The following is a 21,842-nucleotide window of genomic DNA, read 5'->3' on the forward strand; positions in this document are numbered from 1 at the left end:
GCTAAATCGAGTGTTTATTAGCATCCGATGCCCCCCTATTATGCGAGCGCTTATTAATGGAGAGCCGTCGAATGACGTTCGTTGAAGTCAAAAAAACGAGGCAGTGGATATGAAAGGACGGACGCTGAGAAGGCCGGCAAGTTTCATTTCCGCCAGCCTCATGTTGCTGCTTTCGGGTTGCAGCAACCTCGATATTCTGAATCCGAAGGGGAGTGTGGGACTCGCGGAGCGTGATCTGATCGCGACTTCGGTGTGGGCCATGCTGATCGTCGTGGTGCCGGTCATTCTGATGACACTGTTTTTCGCGTGGCGTTACCGCGCATCGAACAGCAACGCCGAATACCGTCCGGGTTGGACGCATTCCACCGCGATCGAGGTCGCCGTCTGGACCATTCCGGCGCTGATCGTTTTGTTTCTCGCCGTGTTGACGTGGAAGAGCACGCATGAGCTCGATCCGTATCGTCCGCTCGAGTCGCAGGTCAAACCGATCAACGTCGAAGTCGTCGCGCTAGACTGGAAGTGGCTGTTCATTTATCCGGACCTCGGCATCGCGTCGGTGAACCAGCTCGCGATCCCGGTCGGCACGCCGGTGAACTTCCGGATCACGTCGGACACGGTGATGAACTCGTTCTTCATCCCGCAGCTGGGCGGCCAGATCTATGCGATGGCGGGCATGCAGACGCGCCTGCACCTGATCGCCGATCACGCCGGCGACTACGCGGGCACCTCGGCAAACTTCAGCGGCAAGGGCTTCTCGGACATGAAGTTCCGCACGCTCGCGACGTCGCCTGAAGACTTCAATGCCTGGGTTGCGAAGGTCCGCGCTTCGTCGGACCGCCTCGACATGGACCGCTATCACGCGGTGTCCGAGCCGAGCGAAAAGGACCCGGTGCGGTACTTCTCGACGGTCGATCCGAAGCTCTTCAACAACATCATTGCCCGCTACAACAACGGCAACGTCATCGACAACATGAAAGACGCCAACTGCGCGCCTAAGGGGTAACTCATGTTCGGAAAACTAACTCTCGATGCGATTCCGTATCACGAGCCCATCATCGTTACGGCGGGCGGCGGGATGGTGCTCGCCGCGCTGGCGGTGCTAGGCGGAATCACGTATTTCGGGAAATGGCGCTACTTGTGGAGCGAATGGCTGACGTCCGTCGACCATAAGAAGATCGGTGTCATGTACATCGTCGTTGCGTTCATCATGCTGCTGCGCGGCTTCGCCGACGCGATCATGATGCGTATGCAACTGGCGCTGTCGTACCTGAGCCCGGGCTTTTTGCCACCGCATCACTACGACCAGGTCTTCACCGCGCACGGCGTCATCATGATCTTCTTCATGGCGATGGCGTTCATGATCGGTTTGATGAACATCGTCGTGCCGCTGCAGATCGGCGCGCGCGACGTCGCGTTCCCGTTCATCAACTCGCTGAGCTTCTGGATGACGGCAGTCAGCGCGATCCTGATCAACATCTCACTGGTGATCGGTGAATTCGCACAGACGGGCTGGCTCGCTTATCCGCCGTTGTCGGAATTGCAGTTCAGCCCTGGCGTAGGCGTCGACTATTACCTGTGGAGCCTGCAGATCTCTGGTATCGGCACGTTGCTGACCGGTGTGAACTTCTTCGTGACGATCGTGAAGATGCGCGCTCCGGGCATGTCGTGGATGAAGGTGCCGGTGTTCACGTGGACCTCGTTGTGCGCGAACGTGCTGATCATGGCGTCGTTCCCGATCCTGACCGTCACGCTCGCGCTGCTCGGTCTCGACCGCTACCTCGGCATGCACTTCTTCACGAACGATGCCGGCGGCAACGCGATGCTGTACCTGAACCTGATCTGGGCATGGGGTCACCCCGAGGTGTACATCCTGATCCTGCCGGCGTTCGGTATCTTCTCGGAAGTCGTCGCGACCTTCGCTAAAAAGCCGCTGTTCGGCTACAAGACGATGGTATGGGCGACCTGCGCGATCATGGTGCTGTCGTTCCTCGTGTGGCTGCACCACTTCTTCACGATGGGTTCGGGCGCGGACGTGAACGCGTTCTTCGGCATCGCGACGATGGTGATTTCGATTCCGACCGGCGTCAAAGTGTTCAACTGGCTGTTTACGATCTACAAGGGCCGTCTGAAATTCACGACGCCGGTTCTGTGGACGATCGGCTTCATCATCACTTTCACGATCGGCGGTATGACCGGTGTGATGCTGGCGATTCCGGGCGCGGACTTCATGCTGCACAACAGCCTGTTCCTGATCGCTCACTTCCATAACGTAATTATCGGTGGCGTGCTGTTCGGCTATCTGGCCGGCTTCAACTACTGGTTCCCGAAGGCGTTCGGCTTCAAGCTGAACGAGAAGCTCGGCAAGGCCGCGTTCTGGTTCTGGCAGATCGGCTTCTGGGTTGCGTTCACGCCGCTGTACGTGCTCGGCTTCATGGGCATGACGCGTCGTCTGAACCACTACGACAACCCGACCTGGCATCCGTGGCTGATCGCCGCCGCGTTCGGCGCGGTGCTGATCGCAATCGGTATCGCTTGCCAACTGCTGCAACTGGTCGTCAGCATCCGCGATCGCAACCTGAAGGAAAACCGCGACCTCACGGGCGATCCGTGGGACGGTCATACGCTGGAATGGGCGACGAGGTCGCCGCCGCCGGCTTATAACTTCGCGCATATCCCGGACGTCCGCTCGCTCGACGCGTTCACCGAAATGAAGTCGCGCAAGGGCGGTGTGAAAGTGCCGGCGTATCGCGACATTCACATGCCGTCGAATACGTCCGCGGGTCTGTTGGTGGGTCTGTTCTCGCTGGTGCTCGGTTTTGCCGGTGTGTGGCACATCTGGTGGCTTGCGATCGTTGGCGCGGTCGGCGCGATCGCCACCGTGATCATCTACAGCTTCATGGACAACGACGGCTATTACATTCCTGCCGACACTGTTGCGCTGATTGAAGAGAATCGCAACGGCGGTGCTGGTGCCGTGGCCGGCGTCGGCGCAAGCGCTGGCAAGCAGGTCGCGCTGGAGGTGGACTGATGTTACAGAAGACAATTGCGGTTGAGCCGCAACTCGCGCCGGACCATGTGCCGTCGCACTCGGTGTTCGGTTTCTGGCTGTACCTGATGACCGACTGCATCATCTTCGCGGCGCTGTTCGCGGTGTTCGCGGTGATGAGCCACCAGTTCGCGGGCGGTCCGAGCGGCAAGGACCTGTTCGAGATTCCGGGCGTCGCACTTGAAACGACGATGCTGCTGCTCTCGAGTATCACGTACGGCTTCGCGATGCTCGGCGCGCACAAGAACCGCAAGGGCGTGCTGCTCGGCTGGCTCGGCGTGACGTTCCTGCTGGGCCTCGCGTTCCTCGTGCTGGAAATGCGCGAGTTCTCGCACCTGATCGCCGAAGGCGCGGGTCCGAGCCGCAGCGCGTTCCTGTCGTCGTTCTTCACGCTGGTCGGCACGCACGGCCTGCACGTGACGTTCGGCCTGATCTGGATGGTCGTGCTGGCGCTGCAGGTGATGCGTCATCGCGACCTGACCGAACGCGACATGATCCGTCTGACGTGCCTGAGCCTTTTCTGGCACTTCCTCGACGTCGTGTGGATCGGCGTTTTCACCTTTGTCTATCTTGCGAGCGTGATCTAAATGGACCATAGTCATAGCGCCCATGGCGCACACTCGGAAGGCGGTCACGGCAGCTTCGGCAGCTATACGGCGGGCTTCGTGCTTTCCGTCATTCTGACCGTCGCGGCCTTCGCGATCGTGATGACCGGCACGTTGACGGGCCAGAGTGCGTTACTCGCAATCGCGGGTCTCGCGTTCGTGCAGATCCTCGTGCATCTGGTGTTCTTCCTGCACATGAACACGTCGTCGTCGCAGCGCTGGAACGTGACGGCGTTTGCGTTCACCGTGCTGACCGCTGTTATCGTGGTTGGCGGGACGTTGTGGGTGTTGCATAACGTCAGCATGAATATGATGTCGCGCTAAGCGGATAACGCTTTAGCGTCAGCCTCGGAAAAAAGCCCCGCAAGATTTCGATCTTGCGGGGCTTTTGTTTTGTCTGGACGGTTTGTTTTTTTACTATGCTCGTGGCGCGCGCTTTTGCTGAAGGAGCCATATGGCGTGGCGAATTGCATTGTGGCTCCAGCGAAAAGCTTTGAGAAGCGGCCGCATCCGGTTGCCGCGTACTTTTTCGAGCGGCCGTGCGGCTTGTGGTGCGAGTTGTTCGACCACGGCTTCCGGGGTCGTGAAGAGACGGGTTTTCCAATCGAAGTACAGTGGATAGCGCAGCAGCACGCCCGCGCACAGCATGTCGAGGGTCAATGTGCGATGACGCCACGGCAGCGGCGCGAGCGCGTCGTGGGTGAGTCCCCAGCCCGCGTAGAACGGCAGACCGTAGGTGAACACCGCTTTGCCGCGCAACAGCGCGTCGAAGCCCGCGAGTGACGATAGCGTGTGAACTTCATCCGCCGCATCGACGAGCGACAGCAGGTCCGCTTCGGTATCGACGACGTCGGCGAGTTGCCGCGCGTCGATCAGACCATTGCGATTGCCTGATAGCACGTCGGGATGCGGTTTGTAGACGACGAATGCGTCGGGCCGCAGGCGGCGGACTTCGCGCAGCAGCGCATCGGTAGTGCCGATTGCGCGCGTGCCGAGGCGGATCGATGCGTCGTCGGCGACCTGGCCGGGGACCAGCACGATTTGCTTGCCTGACGGTGCGGTCCATGCAGGGCGCCGGCGGCCGAGGTTGTACTTGGTGACGCCGAGTTGCACGACCTTGTTGCGAAGCGCCGCGGCGCGCTCCAACTCTGCTTCGCTGAACTCCGTTTCGTTGAGCAGCACGCTGAGATCGCTCGGCTGGCTGGCGTCGAAATAGAGGCCGCGGCGGTCGATCACCTGACTGCGCGGCGCGATCATGTCGGAGCCGAGACCTGTCGAATGAAAGAAGCCGTCTTCGATTCTGACGCGGCGCACCTCGGGGACAAGACCTTCCGCGCTGCGCGCGCCCCACAGCACCGCGCATTCGTGCGCTTGCACGGATTGCGGCTCGTGTGTCCAGCGTAGCGCGGCGTTGCCGGCGCTGATGTACGGCGTCGCAAGCGGGCGCTTCCACCACTGGAAGCGGATCGCCGCCACCGGTTGCAGATCGGCGAAGCGTTGTTGGACTGCTTGCTGCAACTCGATGCTGTCGAGCAGATCGTCGAGCGTGCCGGCCGCGTGCGTGACCGGATTCAGATAGCGCGTGAAGCGCACGAACACCACCTCGAACAATGCGGCGAGCGTGGGGCGCGCGGTGCGATTCGGCAAGGGCAGGTCGTCATGGGTCAAGCCCCAGCCGGCGTAGTATGGCGCGCCGAACACGTGCACCGGCACGCCGGCCAGCAGCGCATGCATGCCCTCCGATGCGCCCAGCGTATAGACCTGGTCGACGTGAGGCAGCGCGGCGCACAACGATTCGTGTTCGGTGAGATGGCGGGTGCCGGGCGGCAAGGCATCGACTGATGCGGAAAGCCAGTGCCCACTGCCCGGATCATCCGATCGCGCGATCCAGAATTCGGCTTGCGGATGGGCCTTGCGCGCGGTTTGCAGCATTCGCGCGAAGGCGTGCCGTGAGTTGTGCGTTGCGATGGCGCCGAGCCCGTTCGATCGAACGCGCTCGTCGATCAGCAGGACGCGGGTTGTGCGTCTGGTTCCGAGCAATGCGGCGGGACAGACGGGTTGCGATTGACGCAGCGTCGATGCATGGCTGCGTGCGAACCGTTGCATCAGTCGCTTGATCTCGACCTCGGGCAATGCGCCGGCGTTGCGATCGTGTTCGATTGCGGCGACGAAGGCGGAATCGAGTGCTGCGGCAAATGCTCCCGCACTGGCATCGGCAACAGGCATTGAGAACCACGACAAGAACGGCGTGCCTGCAGGCCCGCGTGACCAAACCGGTCCAGGCCACGCGGCACGGATACGTTTTCCGCCTACGCGTGCGAATCGCAACGCGACGCGCCCATGCCAACGATCGATCCACAGATGTTCTGAACTTTCACGGAATGCGCTCAGCGTGCGCGAGCCGCGAGTGATACTGGGCACATCGATTGCCAGGCTCGTGGGTGCCGGTTCTTCAGCGACGTGTTGCTTCATTTAACGCAGCGTCTCGAGAAAGCCGTCGACGTGCTCGAAATGCTCGGCCCACGTCGGCTCGCGAAAACGTTCAATACGCGTTAGCTGCGCATCGCGCTCGGGGCTATTCGCGCGCGCGTAGGCCTGAATGCGGGCGAGCCAGCCGGGGCCGTCGAGCGGATCAAGATAGTCGGGAATGTCGTCGGCGATTTCGTGAAAAACGTCGAGATCGCTTGCGAGTACCGGCACTTTCAACGCGAGCGCTTCAGCGAGCGGCATGCCGTAGCCTTCGACGAAAGACGGAAATAGCAGCGCCTGCGCGTGTTGCAAATAAGCATGAAGCTGTTCGTCGGAGCAGTGCGCTTCTTCTAACACCACGCCTTTCAGATTTTCGCAGCGCTCTAGCATATCGACGACGTTTTCGCATTCCCAGCCGCGGCGGCCGATCACCACCAGCTTCGGCACGGCTGCGCCGAGCTGTTCGACGAGACGCCGCCAGACGTGCAGGATGAACCAGTGGTTCTTGCGCGGCTCGATGGTGCCGAGGATCACGAAGTAGGGTGTTGGCAGCGGGCGCGCGACGAGCGGCCGCTGGGTGACACCGGAGGCGAGGCGTGCGACTACGCTCGGCGGCATGGGAAGATCAGCGCGATGTGCTTCGGCCGCGAGCGAGTCGAGGGTGGCCTGGGAATTCATGATCAAGCCGCTCGCGTGCTTCAGCGCAGTATGCATGCGGTGGCGATGCGTTGCGTCGACGCCTGGGCGGCAATACTCGGCGTGAGTTAGTGGGATTAAATCGTGGACCATGAATACGGGGCGGATTTGACGTTTTGTCATTGCGCTGTAATAACGGCCGAATTCCATCCCGCTGTGACTTGTGTGCAACAGAATTCCGCTGAGTCTTGTTTCTCGCAGGCGATTAAGGCAGGCGCGAATGACTAATGCGCGGATCGCTTTTCGATTACATGCGGATGAAAGAAGCCATGCAAATGTTTGCTGGGAGTCTCGTTCGGCTAAAACCGTGGAAAAGCCGCGCTCGCTAAGGACTGCACGTGCGTTGGCGCCGTACTTTTGAATATATGCGAGACCAACGCGGTCCACGCCCGTGGGCAAGAGCCCGTCGTAATGGCGCGTGAGGAGGCGCGTGACGTCCAGGAAGATGGTTGACACGTGGGATGCAGTGACGTTTTGTTAGCAGGCACGCAGACGTTATTCGTCTTTCAAGTGTGGATTTTTTTTACAGCACGCCATTCTACCCGAGTGCGTGAGAGAATTTGCCGTTACCTTTTGTAATGCGATGGTAGGTGCTTAGTCAGGCACTTGCTCGCCGGCTAACCTCTGACTCGACAACCTATCCTCTGCATTGCGGATGCTTTCGTCGGGCCGTGACTAGCGCAAAAGGTTTCAGTCGGGCTTGTCGCGGTGACGCGGGAACGCGTGCTATCAAAAAAATATCCGCATCGGGTAGTTGCAACCACACATACAGGTATCAGAGAGAGATGGAAACAAGTTATGCCAACAACGTGGTTCCCACCGCAGCCTTGGTCACAGGGACCAGTCGGGCATCGATGAAGCAGCAGCGTCCAATGGTGATTTGGTTGACCGGTATTTCTGGCGCGGGAAAGTCGACCTTGGCGTGCTTGCTTGATAGAGAACTGCATATCCGCGGGTTTCACACATTTCTTCTCGACGGCGACAATCTGCGCCTCGGACTGAATCACGATCTGGACTTCTCCGATGCCGGTCGCCACGAGAGTATTCGGCGGGCCGCTGAAGTTTCGCGGTTGATGGTCGATGCCGGGTTGATCGTGATTGCTTCGTTCATTTCCCCGTTTCGGGCCGACAGGGACGCGGCAAGAGCGCTGTTCGGGATCGGCCAATTTTTTGAGGTGCATGTCGACGCACCTCTTGAGGTCGTTGAAGCAAGGGACCCCAAAGGTCTCTACAGAAAGGCAAGAGAGGGCGCGCTGGCGAAATTCACTGGAATCGATTCGCCCTACGAGCCGCCAATCGATCCTGAATTGCGCTTGAATACGTCTAAGATCACACCGGAAGGCGCGCTGGGCCGAATCTTGGTGGCGCTCGGATCGTTGAAGGGCGATGCGGTTGAAACTCGTGGCACCATGCTTTGCGCCTAGAGCACTGAATCGTTTGCGAATTCTGAGCTATCTCAAATGCCGCTGTGTCGTGTATCGACATAGCGGCTGAACGCGTATGCGGCGCCCCGGGTTACTTGCGTAAGACGACCCGTAGAGTGGCACTTCAGCGGTTTAAATGGACAGTTTGACCGCGGCTTGGTTGCAAACGTTTGCCTGCGGCAACATACCTTTTCTATTCTCCGTTCTCGCTAGAAGAATGCGTCCGCGCGCACCGCGCAGTCACGCATCCAATGATTTTTTTGTCATTGTTGTGTAGATTTTTTTTAATACTGCGCCATTTGAGCCGCTAGCATGAGACAATTCGCGCCGAGCTTTAATTACTTACTAACTATTGCGGCTCTTTTAAAAACTCAGTGGGTAATGCGGCTCACGAGGCATGCGGATTGAGTGCTGAGAAGTCGAGCTTGCCCGCGATGAGAAACAGCACGGTGCGCATGGTCTTGAAGCTGGCGTATCCCCGTGCCTTGCGTTTGGCGGCCTGAAACAGGCCGTTGATCGCTTCGATGAATCCGTTGGTCTGACGCGTCTGCGCCCACGCGATGATGCCGTCGAAATGACGACGGATCATGCGCGCGACGTCCTTCATGGGTTCGACTTTCGAGCGCATGACGTTGCCGCACCACCGGCGAAGCATTTTGGAGACGACGTGGATCTGTTTGCGATCGAGAATCTCGCGCAGCTGCTCGCGGTACATCCACGCACGCGCGGTGCGGTTGGTGGTGTACTGGCTGATCAGGGCCTCGAGATCGGTCAGTTGTGCGAGATCGAGCTTCCCGGCATCCTTGAGCAGCGACCAGCGCATACCCTTCAGCGACGGATCGGTTTTCTGCTGCGCGCGGCGCACGCCATCAAGCGCTTTGGACGCGTGCGCGACGACGTGAAACTTGTCGAAGGTCACCCGCGCATCGGGCAGATGCTCCTCGACGCCCTTGATGAAGGCGGGCGACATGTCGATGCTGACCGACTCGATCTGCGCAGGCGTTGCGTTGTGTTCCTCCAGGTGCCGGGCAAAGCGTTCGACAACGCCGGCATCTTTGCCTGGCGTGACGAAGACCACACGCCGCCCGTCCATGTCGGCGACCAGCGAAACATAGTCGTGGCCACGCCGGCACGAAGTCTCGTCAATAGCCACCGCAGTGACTTCGGACAGGTCAGTCGCGGCCACGGCCAGGTCCACGTAACGGTCACAGATGGCTTTCACCCGATGCCACGACAGGTTCACCACGCGTGCCACCGCGGCAAATGTCATCTCCCGGCACAGCGCCAGCACGAGTGCTTCAAACAGCAGCGTAAAGCCGTCCAGCTTGCCCATCCAGTCGGGTTCGATCAGGCGCACCGAGCCGTCCGGCAGACGTACCCGCGGCACCCGGACCTCCAGATAGCACTCATGTTGAAAGAAGTTGAGGTGCCGCAGCCGCTTGATCTGGGTGTCGTGAGCCGGGTGTTCGCCCGCCACACCGGGATATGGAAAGCGCGTACCCGCGACAAAGTCCACGGCAATGGTCAGCTCACGCCGCGCGGCATCGAAATCGACGCCTTGCACGTACCACGGCGCCTTGATCCCCAAGGCGGCTTCAAACAGTTGGGTCTGGTTCATCGGTTCACGTTGTCTTGCAGGGCTGGTTGCCGCATTCTGCCGCAACCAGCCCTGTCCCAGCTTACTTCTTCAACGCGCGTCAAGTATTCGCTTCGCCGGGCTGACGCCCGTACTTGACCCGCCAAACCAGCCACTCGGATTTTGAAAGAGGCACTATTGCCATAAATGTCGCGTCTGTCTTGTCGTGTAATTTTCGCCGCGATCGCTTTTGGCGCGGTTTCACTTGCCGGTTGCTCAAGTATTCCTACTTCCGGGCCTAGCAGTTCGCAGATAGGCAGGGCTGCAGCTCCCGCGAATCCCGCAGGCATCCAGATTGTCGACGTGACAGATGAGGTCGCGCGCAAGCTGTTCGCCGAACGTAGCGTCGGAAATTTCTCCGCCACACTGGGTAACGGTACTTCATTCCAGCAGCAGCTCGGTGTAGGCGACACCATCGAAGTGTCGATTTGGGAAGCGCCCCCCGCCACGCTATTTGGCGCCGCGCAATTGGACTCGAAGGGCGGCGCAAGCAACGCGCGCGTGACCGTGCTGCCCGATCAGACTATCGACGGCAGCGGCAAAATCAACGTGCCGTTTGCGGGCGAAATGACAGCGGTGGGACGCACCCCGACGGAATTGCAGCGTGATATCGCCGCGCGCCTGAAGAATATCGCCCACGATCCGCAAGTTCTGGTGAAGCTCTCTCGGAACGCGACCTCGTACGTCACCGTTGTTGGCGACGTGGCGAGCAGTAACCGGATGCCCCTGAGCGCGCGCGGGGAACGCCTGCTTGATGCGCTTGCTTTTGCCGGTGGCGTGAAGCAGCCGGTCGACAAGATCACGATTCAGGTCACGCGTGGCGACACGGTGGCGTCGCTTCCGCTCGAAACGGTGATTCGAGATCCGCGTCAGAACGTGCCGCTGCATGCTGGTGACGTGGTGACGGCGTTGTTCCAGCCGTTCAGTTTTACGTCGCTCGGCGCGACTGGCAAGAATCAGGAAATCAATTTCGAAGCGCAGGGAATTACGCTTGCGCAGGCCTTGGCCCGTGCCGGCGGTTTGGAAGATTCCCGTTCGGACGCGCAAGGTGTGTTTATTTTCCGTCTCGAGGATGCAAAGGCGTTGCCGTGGCCGAATACGCCTGTGCGTACGACTGCGGACGGCAAGGTGCCGGTCGTGTATCGCGTGAATCTGCGTGACCCGAACTCGTTCTTCGTAGCGCAGAGCTTCATGATGGACAACAAAGACCTGCTGTATGTGTCGAATGCGCCGATCGCCGAGGTGCAGAAGTTCTTGAATGTGGTGTTCTCGGTGGCGTATCCGGTGATTACGGGGGTTCAGACGTTTAGGTAGGCGAGATGGAAGCGTCGCTCGTCCGCAGAACTTGGGAAATCAGATTATTGATTGGGAAATGTTCTCCGTTTCAAGTGTTGATAGGCAAATCCCCCGCTTGCGGCGACGGCCTGTTTGACGCGCGAACGGGGGTGCGCGCGGGCCGGGCGTACGTGAATTTGGGCTTCGGCAATATGACGGTGTGGATGAAGGGCTCGTTCAGTGCCGCTTTGGCTGGCGGGGTTGAGCGATAGGTGGCATTTTTGTCCGCCCGCACCGGGTACATCAAATAGTTCTGGCTGCTGCAACTCGGGGGTAGTAGGTCATCCAGTGCCTTGCCGCGGGGTGTTGATCAGGATAAAAACATATTACTGGCGTGTGTCGTTGAGTGCCTTGCGCTCCGATGCTCACGACATCGATGGCCGTCGAAAAGCGAAATGAAGATAGTGCTTTATCTACATTCGGAAATGCAGGGATGGAGACAGGTTCGCAGGCAAAGGAGCGGCACTGTTTCGGAAGCGCTCGCGCTTCGCAAGCGCTCTGTGCGAGCACTGTCGCTTTCGTCGCACGGGGATCTGTCAATACTTCACACGTTCTCTCGTTTTCTCAGCAAGAGCCGCAAATACACCATTCGACTTCAACGCGCGGCTGATTCTGTTGCCCTCCAATCTGCTTTGTTGCGAGTGACATTTCTTTTATTCGACCCAACGTTGCGCTTCGGACTTGACCTCGCACCGTCTTTGACTCGGAAGTCATAACGTGAGTATTACCTCCTACGCTCAGAATTTCGAAGACGTCATGCTTTGGCGCGCGCTTGCGCATGTCGACCACGGTTCATATATAGATGTGGGAGCCCAAGATCCAATAGTCGACTCCGTCAGCCTCGCTTTTCACGAACGCGGTTGGCGCGGTATTCACGTTGAGCCGACACCTCACTATGCCGAATTGCTGAGACGGCAACGGCCTGGTGACACAGTCATTCAGGCGGCCGTCTGGAATAGGCCGGGTGTCTTGCGGTTCTTTGAAATTCCGGGCACTGGTATTTCGACTGGGGACGCCGACATAGCGGGGCAGCATCGCGAACGCGGTTTTGACCCGCGTGAATCGCTCGTGCCCTGCGTGACTTTGGCAGAGATTTTCGATGCCTCTGCATGGTCTGAAATACATTGGCTGAAGATTGACGTAGAAGGTCTTGAACTGGAAGTATTGTCTAGTTGGGGCGCGTCTACAGCACGCCCGTGGATTGTCGTCGTCGAAAGCACCCTCCCGATGACCCAGACTGAAACGCATGAAGGATGGGAGGCAACACTTGTTTCTTTGGGATATATTCCGGTATATTTCGACGGATTGAATCGCTACTACGTATCGGAAGCGCATCCGGAGATCAAGGGCGCGTTCCGATCACCTCCGAATGTGTTTGACGGATTTGCCCTGAACGGTACGGCCAGCGCACCCTTTCACAAATTGATCGAACAACGGTGCGAAGAGAAAGTTGGCGGGGCCCTTGCGGAAGTCGAGCGGCACAGGCGATTAGCAAACACTGAGATTGAAAGCCTTAACTTAAGCGTCGCCTCGCTCCAGAAAACACACGCAGAACTGGGGCAGAGTTGGATCGCGCGCGAGCGGGAACTTGTTGCGCAACTGCTGGCGATTCAACATCAAGCGTCTCAAGAGAAGACTGAGCAAGCGCAGATTCATCTCAACCTGGAGCGTGAATTACACCGTCAACACGTCGATCGCGAAAACGTTCTCAACGCGAGACTGCAGACTGAGCGCGATGAAGTTCGTTATGTTCAGCAAGACCGGGCGAAGAGGGAGCGGGCGCTGTCTGAACAAATCCAGCAAGTGCGGGAGCGGTTGGAAAACATTTTGCGTGTTCTGGCTCAGCGCGAGCAGGAGGTCGCCGAGCGACTGTTGGCGATTCAGATGCAGGCCGCGCAGGAAAAGGAAGAGTTGGTCGTCACCCAGATGGACCAGGCGCGGGAATTGCGCGATCAACATGCTGCGCGGGAGCAAATGTTGAAGTCGCGCTTGGAAGCTGGGCAACGAGAGCTTCGGCGTTTGGAGCAAGATTGTGCTCGGCGCGAAAAGGCAAATGCTGAACAAACCGACCAATCGAGGCAAGCGCTCGAAAACTTGCTGCGGGAGCAGATAAAGCGCGAGCAAGCGATAAGTGCGCAACTATTGAGGATCCAGCAACAGGCTTTGCGGGAAAGTGCCGAGTTGGCGCGCAGCCATGGTGAGCGAGAGCGTGCGCTTGAACGCAAGCACGCGGAGCGCGAGCGAGAATGGGCGCGGCATGAAAGGGCGCTCGACAAAGAAATCGCAGATCTGCAAGGTGAAACACAGGCGCTCCAATACACGCAGCAATTGGAGGCTCAACGACATCATGCCGAACTCAGTGCCAGGCTCGATGAGCACCATCGCCTAATCGAAGCCTGCGCAGCGGGAGAGGCGCGTCTAAAAGCTGAAATGCTGGCTGAACAGCAAAACAGCGTGCAACTTCGTCAAACGCTCGCACACGTGCAGAATAGTTTGGCAACAACTCAGGCTTCACTGACTTGGCGCATGACGGCGCCACTGCGCAGGCTGGCCGGGTTGAACGCCGTCAGAAAGAAACCAGCTTTCGGGTCTAACAGTTCTCCACCGTCGAGTTGTGACTCGGCGACGGTCGCCATTGAGTCGCAGTCGCTCTTCGTGCAGCAAGCAACTACGAAATGCTCCATTCCTGTTGCATTGGATCCGGCCGCTAAGGAGGTTCGCGCGAGTGACGCGGAGGCTCGTATCGAAATCCATGCAATCCCGACGTCTATTTCGGAATCACCTGCGATTAACGGTCGCAACGCATTCATTGAGTCGATCATGCTTTTCTCTACACAGACGAGCGTCCCGTCTTTTGCGGGCGCAGCATCCACGTTAAGTGAGTTGTTGGCACTTCACGACCGACAGTTTGTTCTCTGCGCATATCAAACGCTATTGGGGCGGTCCCCTGACCCGGAAGGTTTGAGTTATTACGTGGGTCGGCTACGCGCGGGTAATTCGAAAATTGGGCTCTTGAAGCAATTGCGGCTTTCGTCGGAAGGCCAGGCGCATGCGGCTAAATTGCCGGGCTTGGACGCGGCTATTCGGCGCCAGAAAAAAGGACAAATTCCTCTGGTCGGGAGGCTTTTCAGGCTGCTCGGTGGTGTGGAAAGTAATCATCCGACCCAGCGCAAGCTGAGGGTTATCGAAAATCAACTCTTTGCGCTCAGCCATCAGAGTGATTGCCGCTTTAATCAAATGGAGGCGGCACTGACTGGTTTGCACCAGCTAGTGATTGAGCAGTCGCAAGCTGTGATTGCAGACCCTTGCCGTCCTCCTCCGGCAATACCTGACACCGCAGTCAGCGTCGCTGTTGTTCATCCATCCGAGTCGGATAACCTCAAGCGCCTTTCGCCGCGAGCCAGATCTGTCTATTTTCAACTTAAAGCAACGACTGCGGGACATGCTGGGAGGGCTGCATAATGCGTATCGTCATCGACCTGCAAGGGGCACAAAACGGAAGTCGTCACCGGGGTATCGGCCGATACTGTGCGGCGCTCGCGAAAGCTATTGTGCGCAATCGTGGTACGCACGAAGTCTTTATTTTGTTGAACGGCCTGTTTCCCGAAACGATTGACGAGATCAGAAACTCGTTCTCGGGAATGCTTCCGGAGCATCATTTCGTCGTCTTCAGTGCGACCGGTCCGGTCGACGAGCTTAATGTCGAAAACTCATGGCGCGTGCGTTCTGCCGAACTGCTGCTTGAAAAGTTCATAGATGATTTGGCGCCAGATATCTTCCTCGTCAGCAGCTTGATTGAGGGGGCATGTGACAATACCGTCACGTCCATTGGGCAGCTTTCTTCCCGCGTACCGACGGCGGCCATCCTGTATGACCTGATACCTCATCTGGACCCGGAAAAATATATCGGTTGGGCGCCGTCACGAAAATGGTACTACGGAAAGATTGATGCACTAAAAAGGGCCGATCTTCTTTTGGCAATATCGCATTCTGCACGAAGCGAGGCTATTGAGCGCCTTGCCGTTGAAGAGCAACGAATCGTCAATATTTCTTCGGCAGCAGATCCGTCCTTCTCGAATTCGAACGTAACTCGCGTCGATGTCAATAAAGTTCGCACTAGGTACGGAATTAAACGAAAATTCCTGATGCATTCGAGCGCTTTTGACGAGCGCAAAAACTTTGAAGGTTTGATAAAAGCCTTTGCGTTGGTAAAAAAAGGGCACGCGAGAGAAATTTCAGCTCGTACTAGTTTGCAAAATTGACGAGGCTGGACGGCGGCGACTAGAAGGTCTAGCGAGCGACGTGGGCCTTGAAAAAAGCGATCTGATACTGACCGGATATTTGCCCGACGATGATCTGATAGTACTCTATTCCGAGTGTCATCTCTTTGTTTTCCCTTCCTTTCACGAGGGGTTCGGCCTTCCCGTATTGGAAGCTATGAGCTGCGGAGCCGCGGTAATCGGTTCAAATACGAGCAGTATCCCCGAGGTGGTTGGTCGGGATGATGCGCTCTTTGATCCAAAGTCAACTAACGATATTGCGCGTTTGATTAGCAGGGCCCTTACGGACGAAGATTTTTGGCGGTCGTTGAAAGAGCACGCACTCATTCAAGCTAAAAAATATAGCTGGGATCAGTGTGCGGCTACTACAATCAGAGAATTCGAAAAGCTGCACGCGCGGGAAGATGTCGTTGATGGCGCTGGGCACGGTCGTGTCGATTTTTTAGAGAATATAGCGAGCATCAAAAGTGAAGTTCGACCCTCCGACAATGATTTGGTCGGAGTGGCGGCTGCTATTGTCGAGAACGAAGATAGTGTTTGCCGACTTAGAGCGTTTGCAGATTTTGGCGGCAAGTTGAAGTGGAGAATCGAGGGCCCATTCGATAGCAGCTATAGTTTGGCGTTGCTCAATAGGGAGACTGCGCGTGCAGCCGATGCAATGGGCCATTTTGTGGTGCTGCACTCCACGGAAGGTCCGGGGGATTTCCCCGCCAATCTGCATTTTCTTGAGTCAAATCAGGACGTCGCGTCGATGCATGCGCGCGTTGGGGACTATCCTCATGAAAGCGTCGATGTTGTCAGCCGCAACCTCTACCCGCCTAGGGTCGAGGACATGCAAGGATCGCTTAACCTGCTCCATCACTATGCGTGGGAGGAGTCAGGCTTCCCCCACCAATGGGTCAATAATTTCAACGCCAATCTCAACGGCATCACCTGCCTATCAAACCACGTAGAAAAGATCCTCATTGATAATGGCGTTTCGGTACCAATGCTCACATCGGGTTGTGGCGTCGATCATTGGGATCGAATCACCCCGCTAGCGGGCTATAAGGTGAATGCAAGGCGGTTCCGCTTCTTGCATGTATCTTCGTGCTTTCCTCGCAAGGGGGTTGATCTGTTGCTTGATGCCTATGGGAAGGCATTTACCTCGGACGACGACGTATCGTTGGTTATTAAAACTTTCGATAATCCGCATAACGAAGTTTACCAATGGCTAGCGGAACGAAAAGCACAGAACGTCAAGTTTCCGGACGTTCAGATCATCGTTAATGATATAAACGACTCGGAATTGAAAGCGCTGTATCAGGAATGTCATGTTCTGGTCGCGCCAAGTAAAGCAGAAGGCTTTGGTCTCCCAATGGCGGAGGCTATGCTTAGCGGGTTGCCGGTGATAACAACGGCTTGGGGTGGCCAGCTCGATTTTTGTAACGAAAGTAATGCCTGGTTGGTGGACTATGAATTTGAGCGCGCGCAAACTCATTTTGGACTCTTCGCGTCTGTCTGGGCGAGGGTTAAGGTTGACGAGTTAGCTAATGTACTCACTCAAGCTTACAACTCACCGCAAGCGCACCTGACTGAAAAGGCTCTCGCTGGTCGCAGACAGCTTTTGAAAAATTTCAAATGGACGGATGTCGTTGGACGTGCAGTAAAAGCAGCTCAGGTATGGGGTTGCACCCAGGAACATTCGACGGACGTGAAAATCGGATGGATATCGACCTGGAATACCAAGTGCGGAGTAGCGACATATTCAGAGCATTTTCTCAAAAATATGGACAAGGCAAATCTTACCGTTCTTGCGCCGTTTGCGGATGTCGATGATTCGCTGAAATCCGACGATGTGGCGTGCATCCGTTGCTGGAATCAAGGAAAAGAAGCTAATAATTTCGATGAAATTGCAAGGTGTATTCGAGAAATAGCGGTCAATACGGTTGTTGTTCAGTTTAACTATGGCTTTTTCAATTTCTCTGAGTTCCGCGATTTTTTAGAGCGGCAATTGGATGACGGTCGCGTTGTCATCGTAATCATGCACTCGACTTCTGATCCCTTCGGTGTCTGTGAGAATTGGCAGTTGTCGGAATTGCAAACGGCATTTGCTCGTTGTCAGAGGATTTTGGTTCATTCCGTCCAAGACCTTAATCGTCTCAAGGCGATGGGTTTGGTGGAGAATGTTGCTCTGTTCCCACACGGCGTGCTCGATTGTCAGATGGCAGCGCCCGTTGCAGAGAAACAGTTGCCCACGATTGCCTCATATGGCTTCTGTCTGCCGCACAAAGGCTTGATCGAGTTGGTGCAAGCCATTGCTTTGCTCAAGGAGGGAGGGGAGTTTGTCCGGCTGAAGATGGTCAATGCCGAATACCCGGATCCGGTTTCGTCAAAGCTTGTTAATGAGATTGGCGCTCTTATCAAAAAATTGGGAGTGAGCGATATCATTGAAATGCATACCGATTTTCTGGCGGACGAGGAAAGTTTTTCCTTGCTCGCCGACGCAAACTTGTTAGTGTTTCCCTATCAGCAAACAGGAGAATCGGCAAGTGGGGCAGTCAGGTACGGGTTGGCTGCTAAACGTCCTATTGTGGTTTCGCCGTTGGCTATTTTTGACGACATAGGCGGGGCTGCCTTCCGGTTTTCTGGCACTACCGCAAAAGACATTGCTCACGGTATTTCTACAACCTTGCGTGAGTTGTCTGAGAACTCGGTCAAGGCACAAGGCGTAGAAGCGGACGCGAAGCAATGGCGCGAACAACATGACTACGCGGTAATCAGCAAACGGCTGTTCAATATCTGCCAAGCCTTGGTTCGGAAAGAATTTCCGCGGACAAGTCGCTTTCTGGGTTCTAGCCCACGGTTGAGCACCGTAGTTGGGGGCATTCAGGGTAGGAGCGTGGTGACTACGGGAGTAGCAGGGAATCTGGTCCACGGTCCATATCTTGCGATGGCTGCTGGCAAGCATCAAGTGACAATTCGCGGTGCAGTCGGCGCAGGCGGACTTGCTGAGGCCAGCGTGGATGTTGCGGTAGACCAAGGGCGTCTGGTTCTCGGCGAGTCTGTTTTGGGGCAGGTCAATGACGACTGCCTCGCGTCGCTGGTCATATCGCTGGAAAGGGCTTACGACGACCTAGAGGTGAGAGTCTGGGTTGGCGAAAGTTCCGAGTTAAGCATTTCGGCCGTTGAGATCGCACCGTGGCTCGGCGAACACGAAATGGGCACTGTGGAATCAAAGGGAATGGCAGATCGATACCGTGCGTTTCAGGACATCGCTATCGACTCAAAGGACGCTGACCGACGTATGAAAGTCGGATCGCCGAAATCCAGGCTTGCCGAACCTGAGCAACGTTTGATGGAAATCGAGTCAAGCTACTGATTCGACGCGGGCCGCAGCTTGCGTTGTTTCGGCTTGCCTGAAGTACGCCATTGCAGCATGGCGGCCTTGGCGACCAGCGCATGGGCTAGCCTCTCGGCTGGCTCAGCAAGCGAGTTCCCGCTGACTTGTATAGCTCGAATACACATTTGCTCGATAAGCATCACCGGTTCCGAAGTTGCGTCCAGTCGCCGGGAGGCGGTCAACAAGTGGAATCGAATAGGGTCGAGCGAGAAAAGAAACGATGGTTTGTATAACTCGCGAAGTTAATAACTATGGCTACAACAATGCATACTGCAATTATCACTGGCATCACCGGGCAAGATGGCGCCTACCTGGCCGAACTCCTGTTGGGTAAGGGTTATAAGGTTTACGGCAGCTACCGCCGCACAAGTTCGGTCAACTTCTGGCGGATCGAGGAGTTAGGTCTTGCCCAACATCCCAATCTGCACCTGGTGGAATATGATCTGACCGACTTGAGCACGAGCATCCGCTTATTGCAGACCACGGGCGCGACAGAAGTCTATAATCTTGCTGCCCAAAGCTTTGTTGGCGTGTCGTTTGACCAGCCGGTGACCACGGCGGAAATCACCGGCCTTGGGCCAGTGAATCTTCTTGAGGCGATTCGTATCGTCAACCCTGCTATTCGGTTCTACCAGGCCAGCACTTCCGAGATGTTCGGCAAAGTGCAGGCCATTCCTCAGATCGAAAGCACTCCGTTCTACCCACGCAGCCCCTATGGCATAGCCAAGCTCTACGCGCATTGGATGACGATCAACTATCGCGAGAGTTACGATATTTTCGCAACGAGCGGAATTCTGTTCAATCACGAATCCCCGTTGCGCGGTCGCGAGTTTGTCACCCGAAAGATCACCGATAGCATGGCCAAAATCAGCCTTGGCAAACTGGACGTATTGGAACTCGGCAATATGGACGCCAAGCGCGATTGGGGTTTTGCCAAAGAATACGTAGAAGGCATGTGGCGCATGCTCCAGGCCGACAAGCCGGACACCTACGTGTTGGCAACAAACCGCACAGAGACCGTACGAGACTTTGTGAGCATGGCAGCGAAAGCAGCCGGTTTTGATCTAGTTTGGGAGGGTACGGCTGAAAACGAAATTGCAATCGATCGAGAGAGCAAAAAGACGCTGGTTCGAGTGAACAAGAAATTTTACCGCCCTGCCGAAGTGGAGTTGTTGATCGGTAATTCCGAAAGAGCCAAGAAGGAACTCGGCTGGGAACCGAAAACCACGCTTGAAGAGTTGTGCCAGATGATGGTTGCAGCGGATATTCGCCGTAACCGGGTGAACTCCTCGTTTTGAGCGGTTGACAAGAATCACTGCGCGCGTATGAATTCAAAAAATGTCTTTCCTGGTCGAGTGGTCTTTGATCATCTGGCAAAAACGGCAGGCCAAGCGATCAATGATTGGTTGGTCAAGGCGCTCGGTGCTGGATGCGTAACGCCGAATTTGATCGGGGACCATCAGGATTTGATTCGAAAGTACGGCGGGCTGTACTCGGTCATAAGCGCTCATGTGCACTTTGCCGACGGAGAAAGTCCGGATCCGCGCTATCAATACATGACCGTGCTCCGTGAGCCCGTGGATCGGATTGTTTCGTGGCTCTTTTTTTTAGTTAATAACCATGACGAATCAGAGCTTCCCGATCTGATACCCGCTGCGAAGCGCTTCCTGGAGAGTGACGGGGTCGAACTGTCGGGCAAACTTTCCGGTTCGATCTCGAACGTCTACGTGGAGCATTTCTGCCGCATTGGTGGCGCGGCGCCCACGTGCGGCGACGAGAAGGTCTTGCGCTCTCTCGCAGCGATTCAGAACTATGACGTCGTGGGCATTTATGAAGATATGCCACTCTTTCTCCGGGACGTTGCAAGGTTGATCGGCCTGACCGCGCCAACGGGAATCGCTCGCGTCAACGTTACTCAAAAACGTCCGAGCGTCGACCAGATAACTCCCACTTTGCGTGAGCGTATCGTCGAATTGAACCAGTTGGATTTGCGTTTGTACGCGGAAGTATTGGCTTGGAAGGCGTCCGCGGTACAAGAGCATTCAATGGAAGCGCTGGGGGCGGCCATATCTGCCTGGCAGAGATACGACCCGGTCCGGGATCGCGTGCTGACAACACCGGATGTGACAATCCAGGCGTGTACGCTTCGAGAGGGGAGCGACATCCGTCATGGTCAACTGATGACTTTTGACGTCGATTTCTCCGTGTCTCGAGAGGTGCACGAGCTTGAAATGGGTATCCACATATTCGACAGCGATCGCCAATGGGCGTTTGGCATTAATAGCTCGTTATTAGGGCAGACGCATGAGTTACTGCAGTGTGGTTCGTATCGTGTAAGTCATCATGTGGTCGCGGATCTTCCTGCTGGTGCATACACCGCGGGTTTTGCCTTTGCTGAGCTTTTGCCAGAAGGCCTTCAGGAACTTGCATGGCACGACTCAATGTGTAAGTTTCAGGTCTATCACCAGGTAAGCCAAACTTTCGCCGGCTACTCCTATTTGCCGGCGGAGATCAGCCTCAGACCTATCGCCTCGTGGATGCATAAAGAAATCAACTCCTCGTCGGACGCACATTGCTTCCGCTGCAGTGACCCTCGCCTGCTCACGCAGGTCGGGATGCGTACAGAGCACGACATTGTTTGCACTGGCCAGGCAGGATGTTTGATTTATGGTCCTTACATTTCGTTAGCTGCAGGCCTGTATCAAATAGCGATTCGAGGCACTATCGGCGACGGCGGTATTGCGGGAGCGCGGATGGACGTCGCATTCGACAAGGGCGATCAACTAATTGCGGAGTGTCCGCTCCTTGAGCCCGATCAGGAGGGTCGCCTGATTACCCTGTCAATATCCCTTAACGCTCCATGCACTGACCTTGAAGTCAGGGTCTGGGTCACAGGTAATAGCGATTTGCGGATATCAATGATCGAGCTTGAAATTTTGAAAATCTAACTGGATGCATCAAATTTCCGA

At 56.4% G+C, this 21,842-nt stretch carries 14 protein-coding genes; 11 read left to right on the forward strand and 3 right to left on the reverse strand.

Annotated features, from left to right (window positions below; genetic code table 11):
- Positions 1 to 109: 109 nt before the first annotated feature.
- The 4 genes from cyoA to cyoD are packed head-to-tail and all read left to right on the forward strand — an operon-like array spanning position 110 to position 3,975.
- A complete protein-coding gene (gene cyoA / locus OKW39_RS42160; RefSeq protein WP_187611323.1) occupies positions 110 to 1,003 on the forward strand; it encodes a ubiquinol oxidase subunit II in 894 nt (297 codons plus the stop codon).
- A gap of 3 nt (positions 1,004 to 1,006) precedes the next feature.
- On the forward strand, positions 1,007 to 3,028 hold the full coding sequence (gene cyoB / locus OKW39_RS42165; RefSeq protein ID WP_429565383.1) for a cytochrome o ubiquinol oxidase subunit I: 2,022 nt from the start codon (positions 1,007 to 1,009) through the stop codon (positions 3,026 to 3,028).
- Complete coding sequence (cyoC, locus tag OKW39_RS42170) at positions 3,028 to 3,633, forward strand: cytochrome o ubiquinol oxidase subunit III (protein ID WP_018425052.1); 606 nt, start codon at positions 3,028 to 3,030, stop codon at positions 3,631 to 3,633. Before cyoB ends, cyoC begins: the two co-directional genes overlap by 1 nt.
- Positions 3,634 to 3,975 carry a cytochrome o ubiquinol oxidase subunit IV gene (cyoD, locus tag OKW39_RS42175; protein ID WP_090805900.1) on the forward strand — a complete coding sequence of 114 codons (342 nt, stop codon included), beginning with the start codon at positions 3,634 to 3,636 and terminating at the stop codon, positions 3,973 to 3,975.
- 93 nt (positions 3,976 to 4,068) lie between these two features.
- On the opposite strand, the gene OKW39_RS42180 is transcribed toward cyoD, so the two are convergent.
- Positions 4,069 to 6,123 carry a capsular polysaccharide biosynthesis protein gene (locus OKW39_RS42180; RefSeq protein WP_429565384.1) on the reverse strand — a complete coding sequence of 685 codons (2,055 nt, stop codon included), beginning with the start codon at positions 6,121 to 6,123 and terminating at the stop codon, positions 4,069 to 4,071.
- The gene (locus OKW39_RS42185) at positions 6,124 to 7,272 is read right to left on the reverse strand and encodes a glycosyltransferase family 4 protein (RefSeq protein ID WP_429565385.1); all 1,149 of its coding nucleotides are present in this window, start codon (positions 7,270 to 7,272) and stop codon (positions 6,124 to 6,126) included.
- A 329-nt stretch (positions 7,273 to 7,601) separates the two neighbouring features.
- Between OKW39_RS42185 and cysC the strand changes: the two genes are divergently transcribed.
- Positions 7,602 to 8,240 (forward strand): adenylyl-sulfate kinase, encoded by a 639-nt coding sequence (gene cysC, locus OKW39_RS42190; RefSeq protein WP_429565386.1) that lies wholly within the window; start codon positions 7,602 to 7,604, stop codon positions 8,238 to 8,240.
- 388 nt (positions 8,241 to 8,628) lie between these two features.
- On the opposite strand, the gene OKW39_RS42195 is transcribed toward cysC, so the two are convergent.
- Positions 8,629 to 9,858: an ISL3 family transposase gene (locus OKW39_RS42195; RefSeq protein WP_429562555.1), complete on the reverse strand. Its 1,230-nt coding sequence runs from the start codon at positions 9,856 to 9,858 to the stop codon at positions 8,629 to 8,631.
- 165 nt (positions 9,859 to 10,023) lie between these two features.
- Between OKW39_RS42195 and OKW39_RS42200 the strand changes: the two genes are divergently transcribed.
- The 6 genes from OKW39_RS42200 to OKW39_RS42225 all read left to right on the forward strand — a co-directional run bounded on the left by OKW39_RS42200 (position 10,024) and on the right by OKW39_RS42225 (position 21,821).
- Positions 10,024 to 11,190, forward strand: a complete 1,167-nt coding sequence (locus OKW39_RS42200; RefSeq protein WP_429565387.1) for a polysaccharide biosynthesis/export family protein — start codon at positions 10,024 to 10,026, stop codon at positions 11,188 to 11,190.
- Between the two features lie 777 nt (positions 11,191 to 11,967).
- Positions 11,968 to 14,673: an FkbM family methyltransferase gene (locus OKW39_RS42205; RefSeq protein ID WP_429565511.1), complete on the forward strand. Its 2,706-nt coding sequence runs from the start codon at positions 11,968 to 11,970 to the stop codon at positions 14,671 to 14,673.
- Positions 14,673 to 15,473: a hypothetical protein gene (locus OKW39_RS42210; protein WP_429565388.1), complete on the forward strand. Its 801-nt coding sequence runs from the start codon at positions 14,673 to 14,675 to the stop codon at positions 15,471 to 15,473. The genes OKW39_RS42205 and OKW39_RS42210 overlap by 1 nt, the downstream gene beginning before the upstream one ends.
- Complete coding sequence (locus tag OKW39_RS42215; protein ID WP_429565512.1) at positions 15,469 to 18,852, forward strand: glycosyltransferase; 3,384 nt, start codon at positions 15,469 to 15,471, stop codon at positions 18,850 to 18,852. Before OKW39_RS42210 ends, OKW39_RS42215 begins: the two co-directional genes overlap by 5 nt.
- A gap of 284 nt (positions 18,853 to 19,136) precedes the next feature.
- Complete coding sequence (gmd, locus tag OKW39_RS42220) at positions 19,137 to 20,171, forward strand: GDP-mannose 4,6-dehydratase (protein WP_429565389.1); 1,035 nt, start codon at positions 19,137 to 19,139, stop codon at positions 20,169 to 20,171.
- A gap of 27 nt (positions 20,172 to 20,198) precedes the next feature.
- Positions 20,199 to 21,821 carry a Wzt carbohydrate-binding domain-containing protein gene (locus OKW39_RS42225; RefSeq protein ID WP_429565390.1) on the forward strand — a complete coding sequence of 541 codons (1,623 nt, stop codon included), beginning with the start codon at positions 20,199 to 20,201 and terminating at the stop codon, positions 21,819 to 21,821.
- Positions 21,822 to 21,842 lie beyond the last annotated feature (21 nt).

Origin of the sequence: Paraburkholderia sp. MM6662-R1, from assembly GCF_050436245.1 — a bacterium.
GTDB classification, from domain to species: Bacteria; Pseudomonadota; Gammaproteobacteria; order Burkholderiales; family Burkholderiaceae; genus Paraburkholderia; species Paraburkholderia tuberum.

Bases quoted from the DNA above. Each gene is read 5' to 3' on its own strand.
- OKW39_RS42210 (WP_429565388.1), top strand. From the start codon at position 14,673: ATGCGTATCGTCATCGACCTGCAAGGGGCACAAAACGGAAGTCGTCAC.
- OKW39_RS42200 (WP_429565387.1), top strand. From the start codon at position 10,024: ATGTCGCGTCTGTCTTGTCGTGTAATTTTCGCCGCGATCGCTTTTGGC.
- cyoB (WP_429565383.1), top strand. From the start codon at position 1,007: ATGTTCGGAAAACTAACTCTCGATGCGATTCCGTATCACGAGCCCATC.
- cyoC (WP_018425052.1), top strand. From the start codon at position 3,028: ATGTTACAGAAGACAATTGCGGTTGAGCCGCAACTCGCGCCGGACCAT.
- OKW39_RS42180 (WP_429565384.1), bottom strand. From the start codon at position 6,123: ATGAAGCAACACGTCGCTGAAGAACCGGCACCCACGAGCCTGGCAATC.
- OKW39_RS42225 (WP_429565390.1), top strand. From the start codon at position 20,199: ATGAATTCAAAAAATGTCTTTCCTGGTCGAGTGGTCTTTGATCATCTG.
- cyoD (WP_090805900.1), top strand. From the start codon at position 3,634: ATGGACCATAGTCATAGCGCCCATGGCGCACACTCGGAAGGCGGTCAC.
- gmd (WP_429565389.1), top strand. From the start codon at position 19,137: ATGCATACTGCAATTATCACTGGCATCACCGGGCAAGATGGCGCCTAC.
- OKW39_RS42195 (WP_429562555.1), bottom strand. From the start codon at position 9,858: ATGAACCAGACCCAACTGTTTGAAGCCGCCTTGGGGATCAAGGCGCCG.
- cysC (WP_429565386.1), top strand. From the start codon at position 7,602: ATGGAAACAAGTTATGCCAACAACGTGGTTCCCACCGCAGCCTTGGTC.
- OKW39_RS42205 (WP_429565511.1), top strand. From the start codon at position 11,968: ATGCTTTGGCGCGCGCTTGCGCATGTCGACCACGGTTCATATATAGAT.
- cyoA (WP_187611323.1), top strand. From the start codon at position 110: ATGAAAGGACGGACGCTGAGAAGGCCGGCAAGTTTCATTTCCGCCAGC.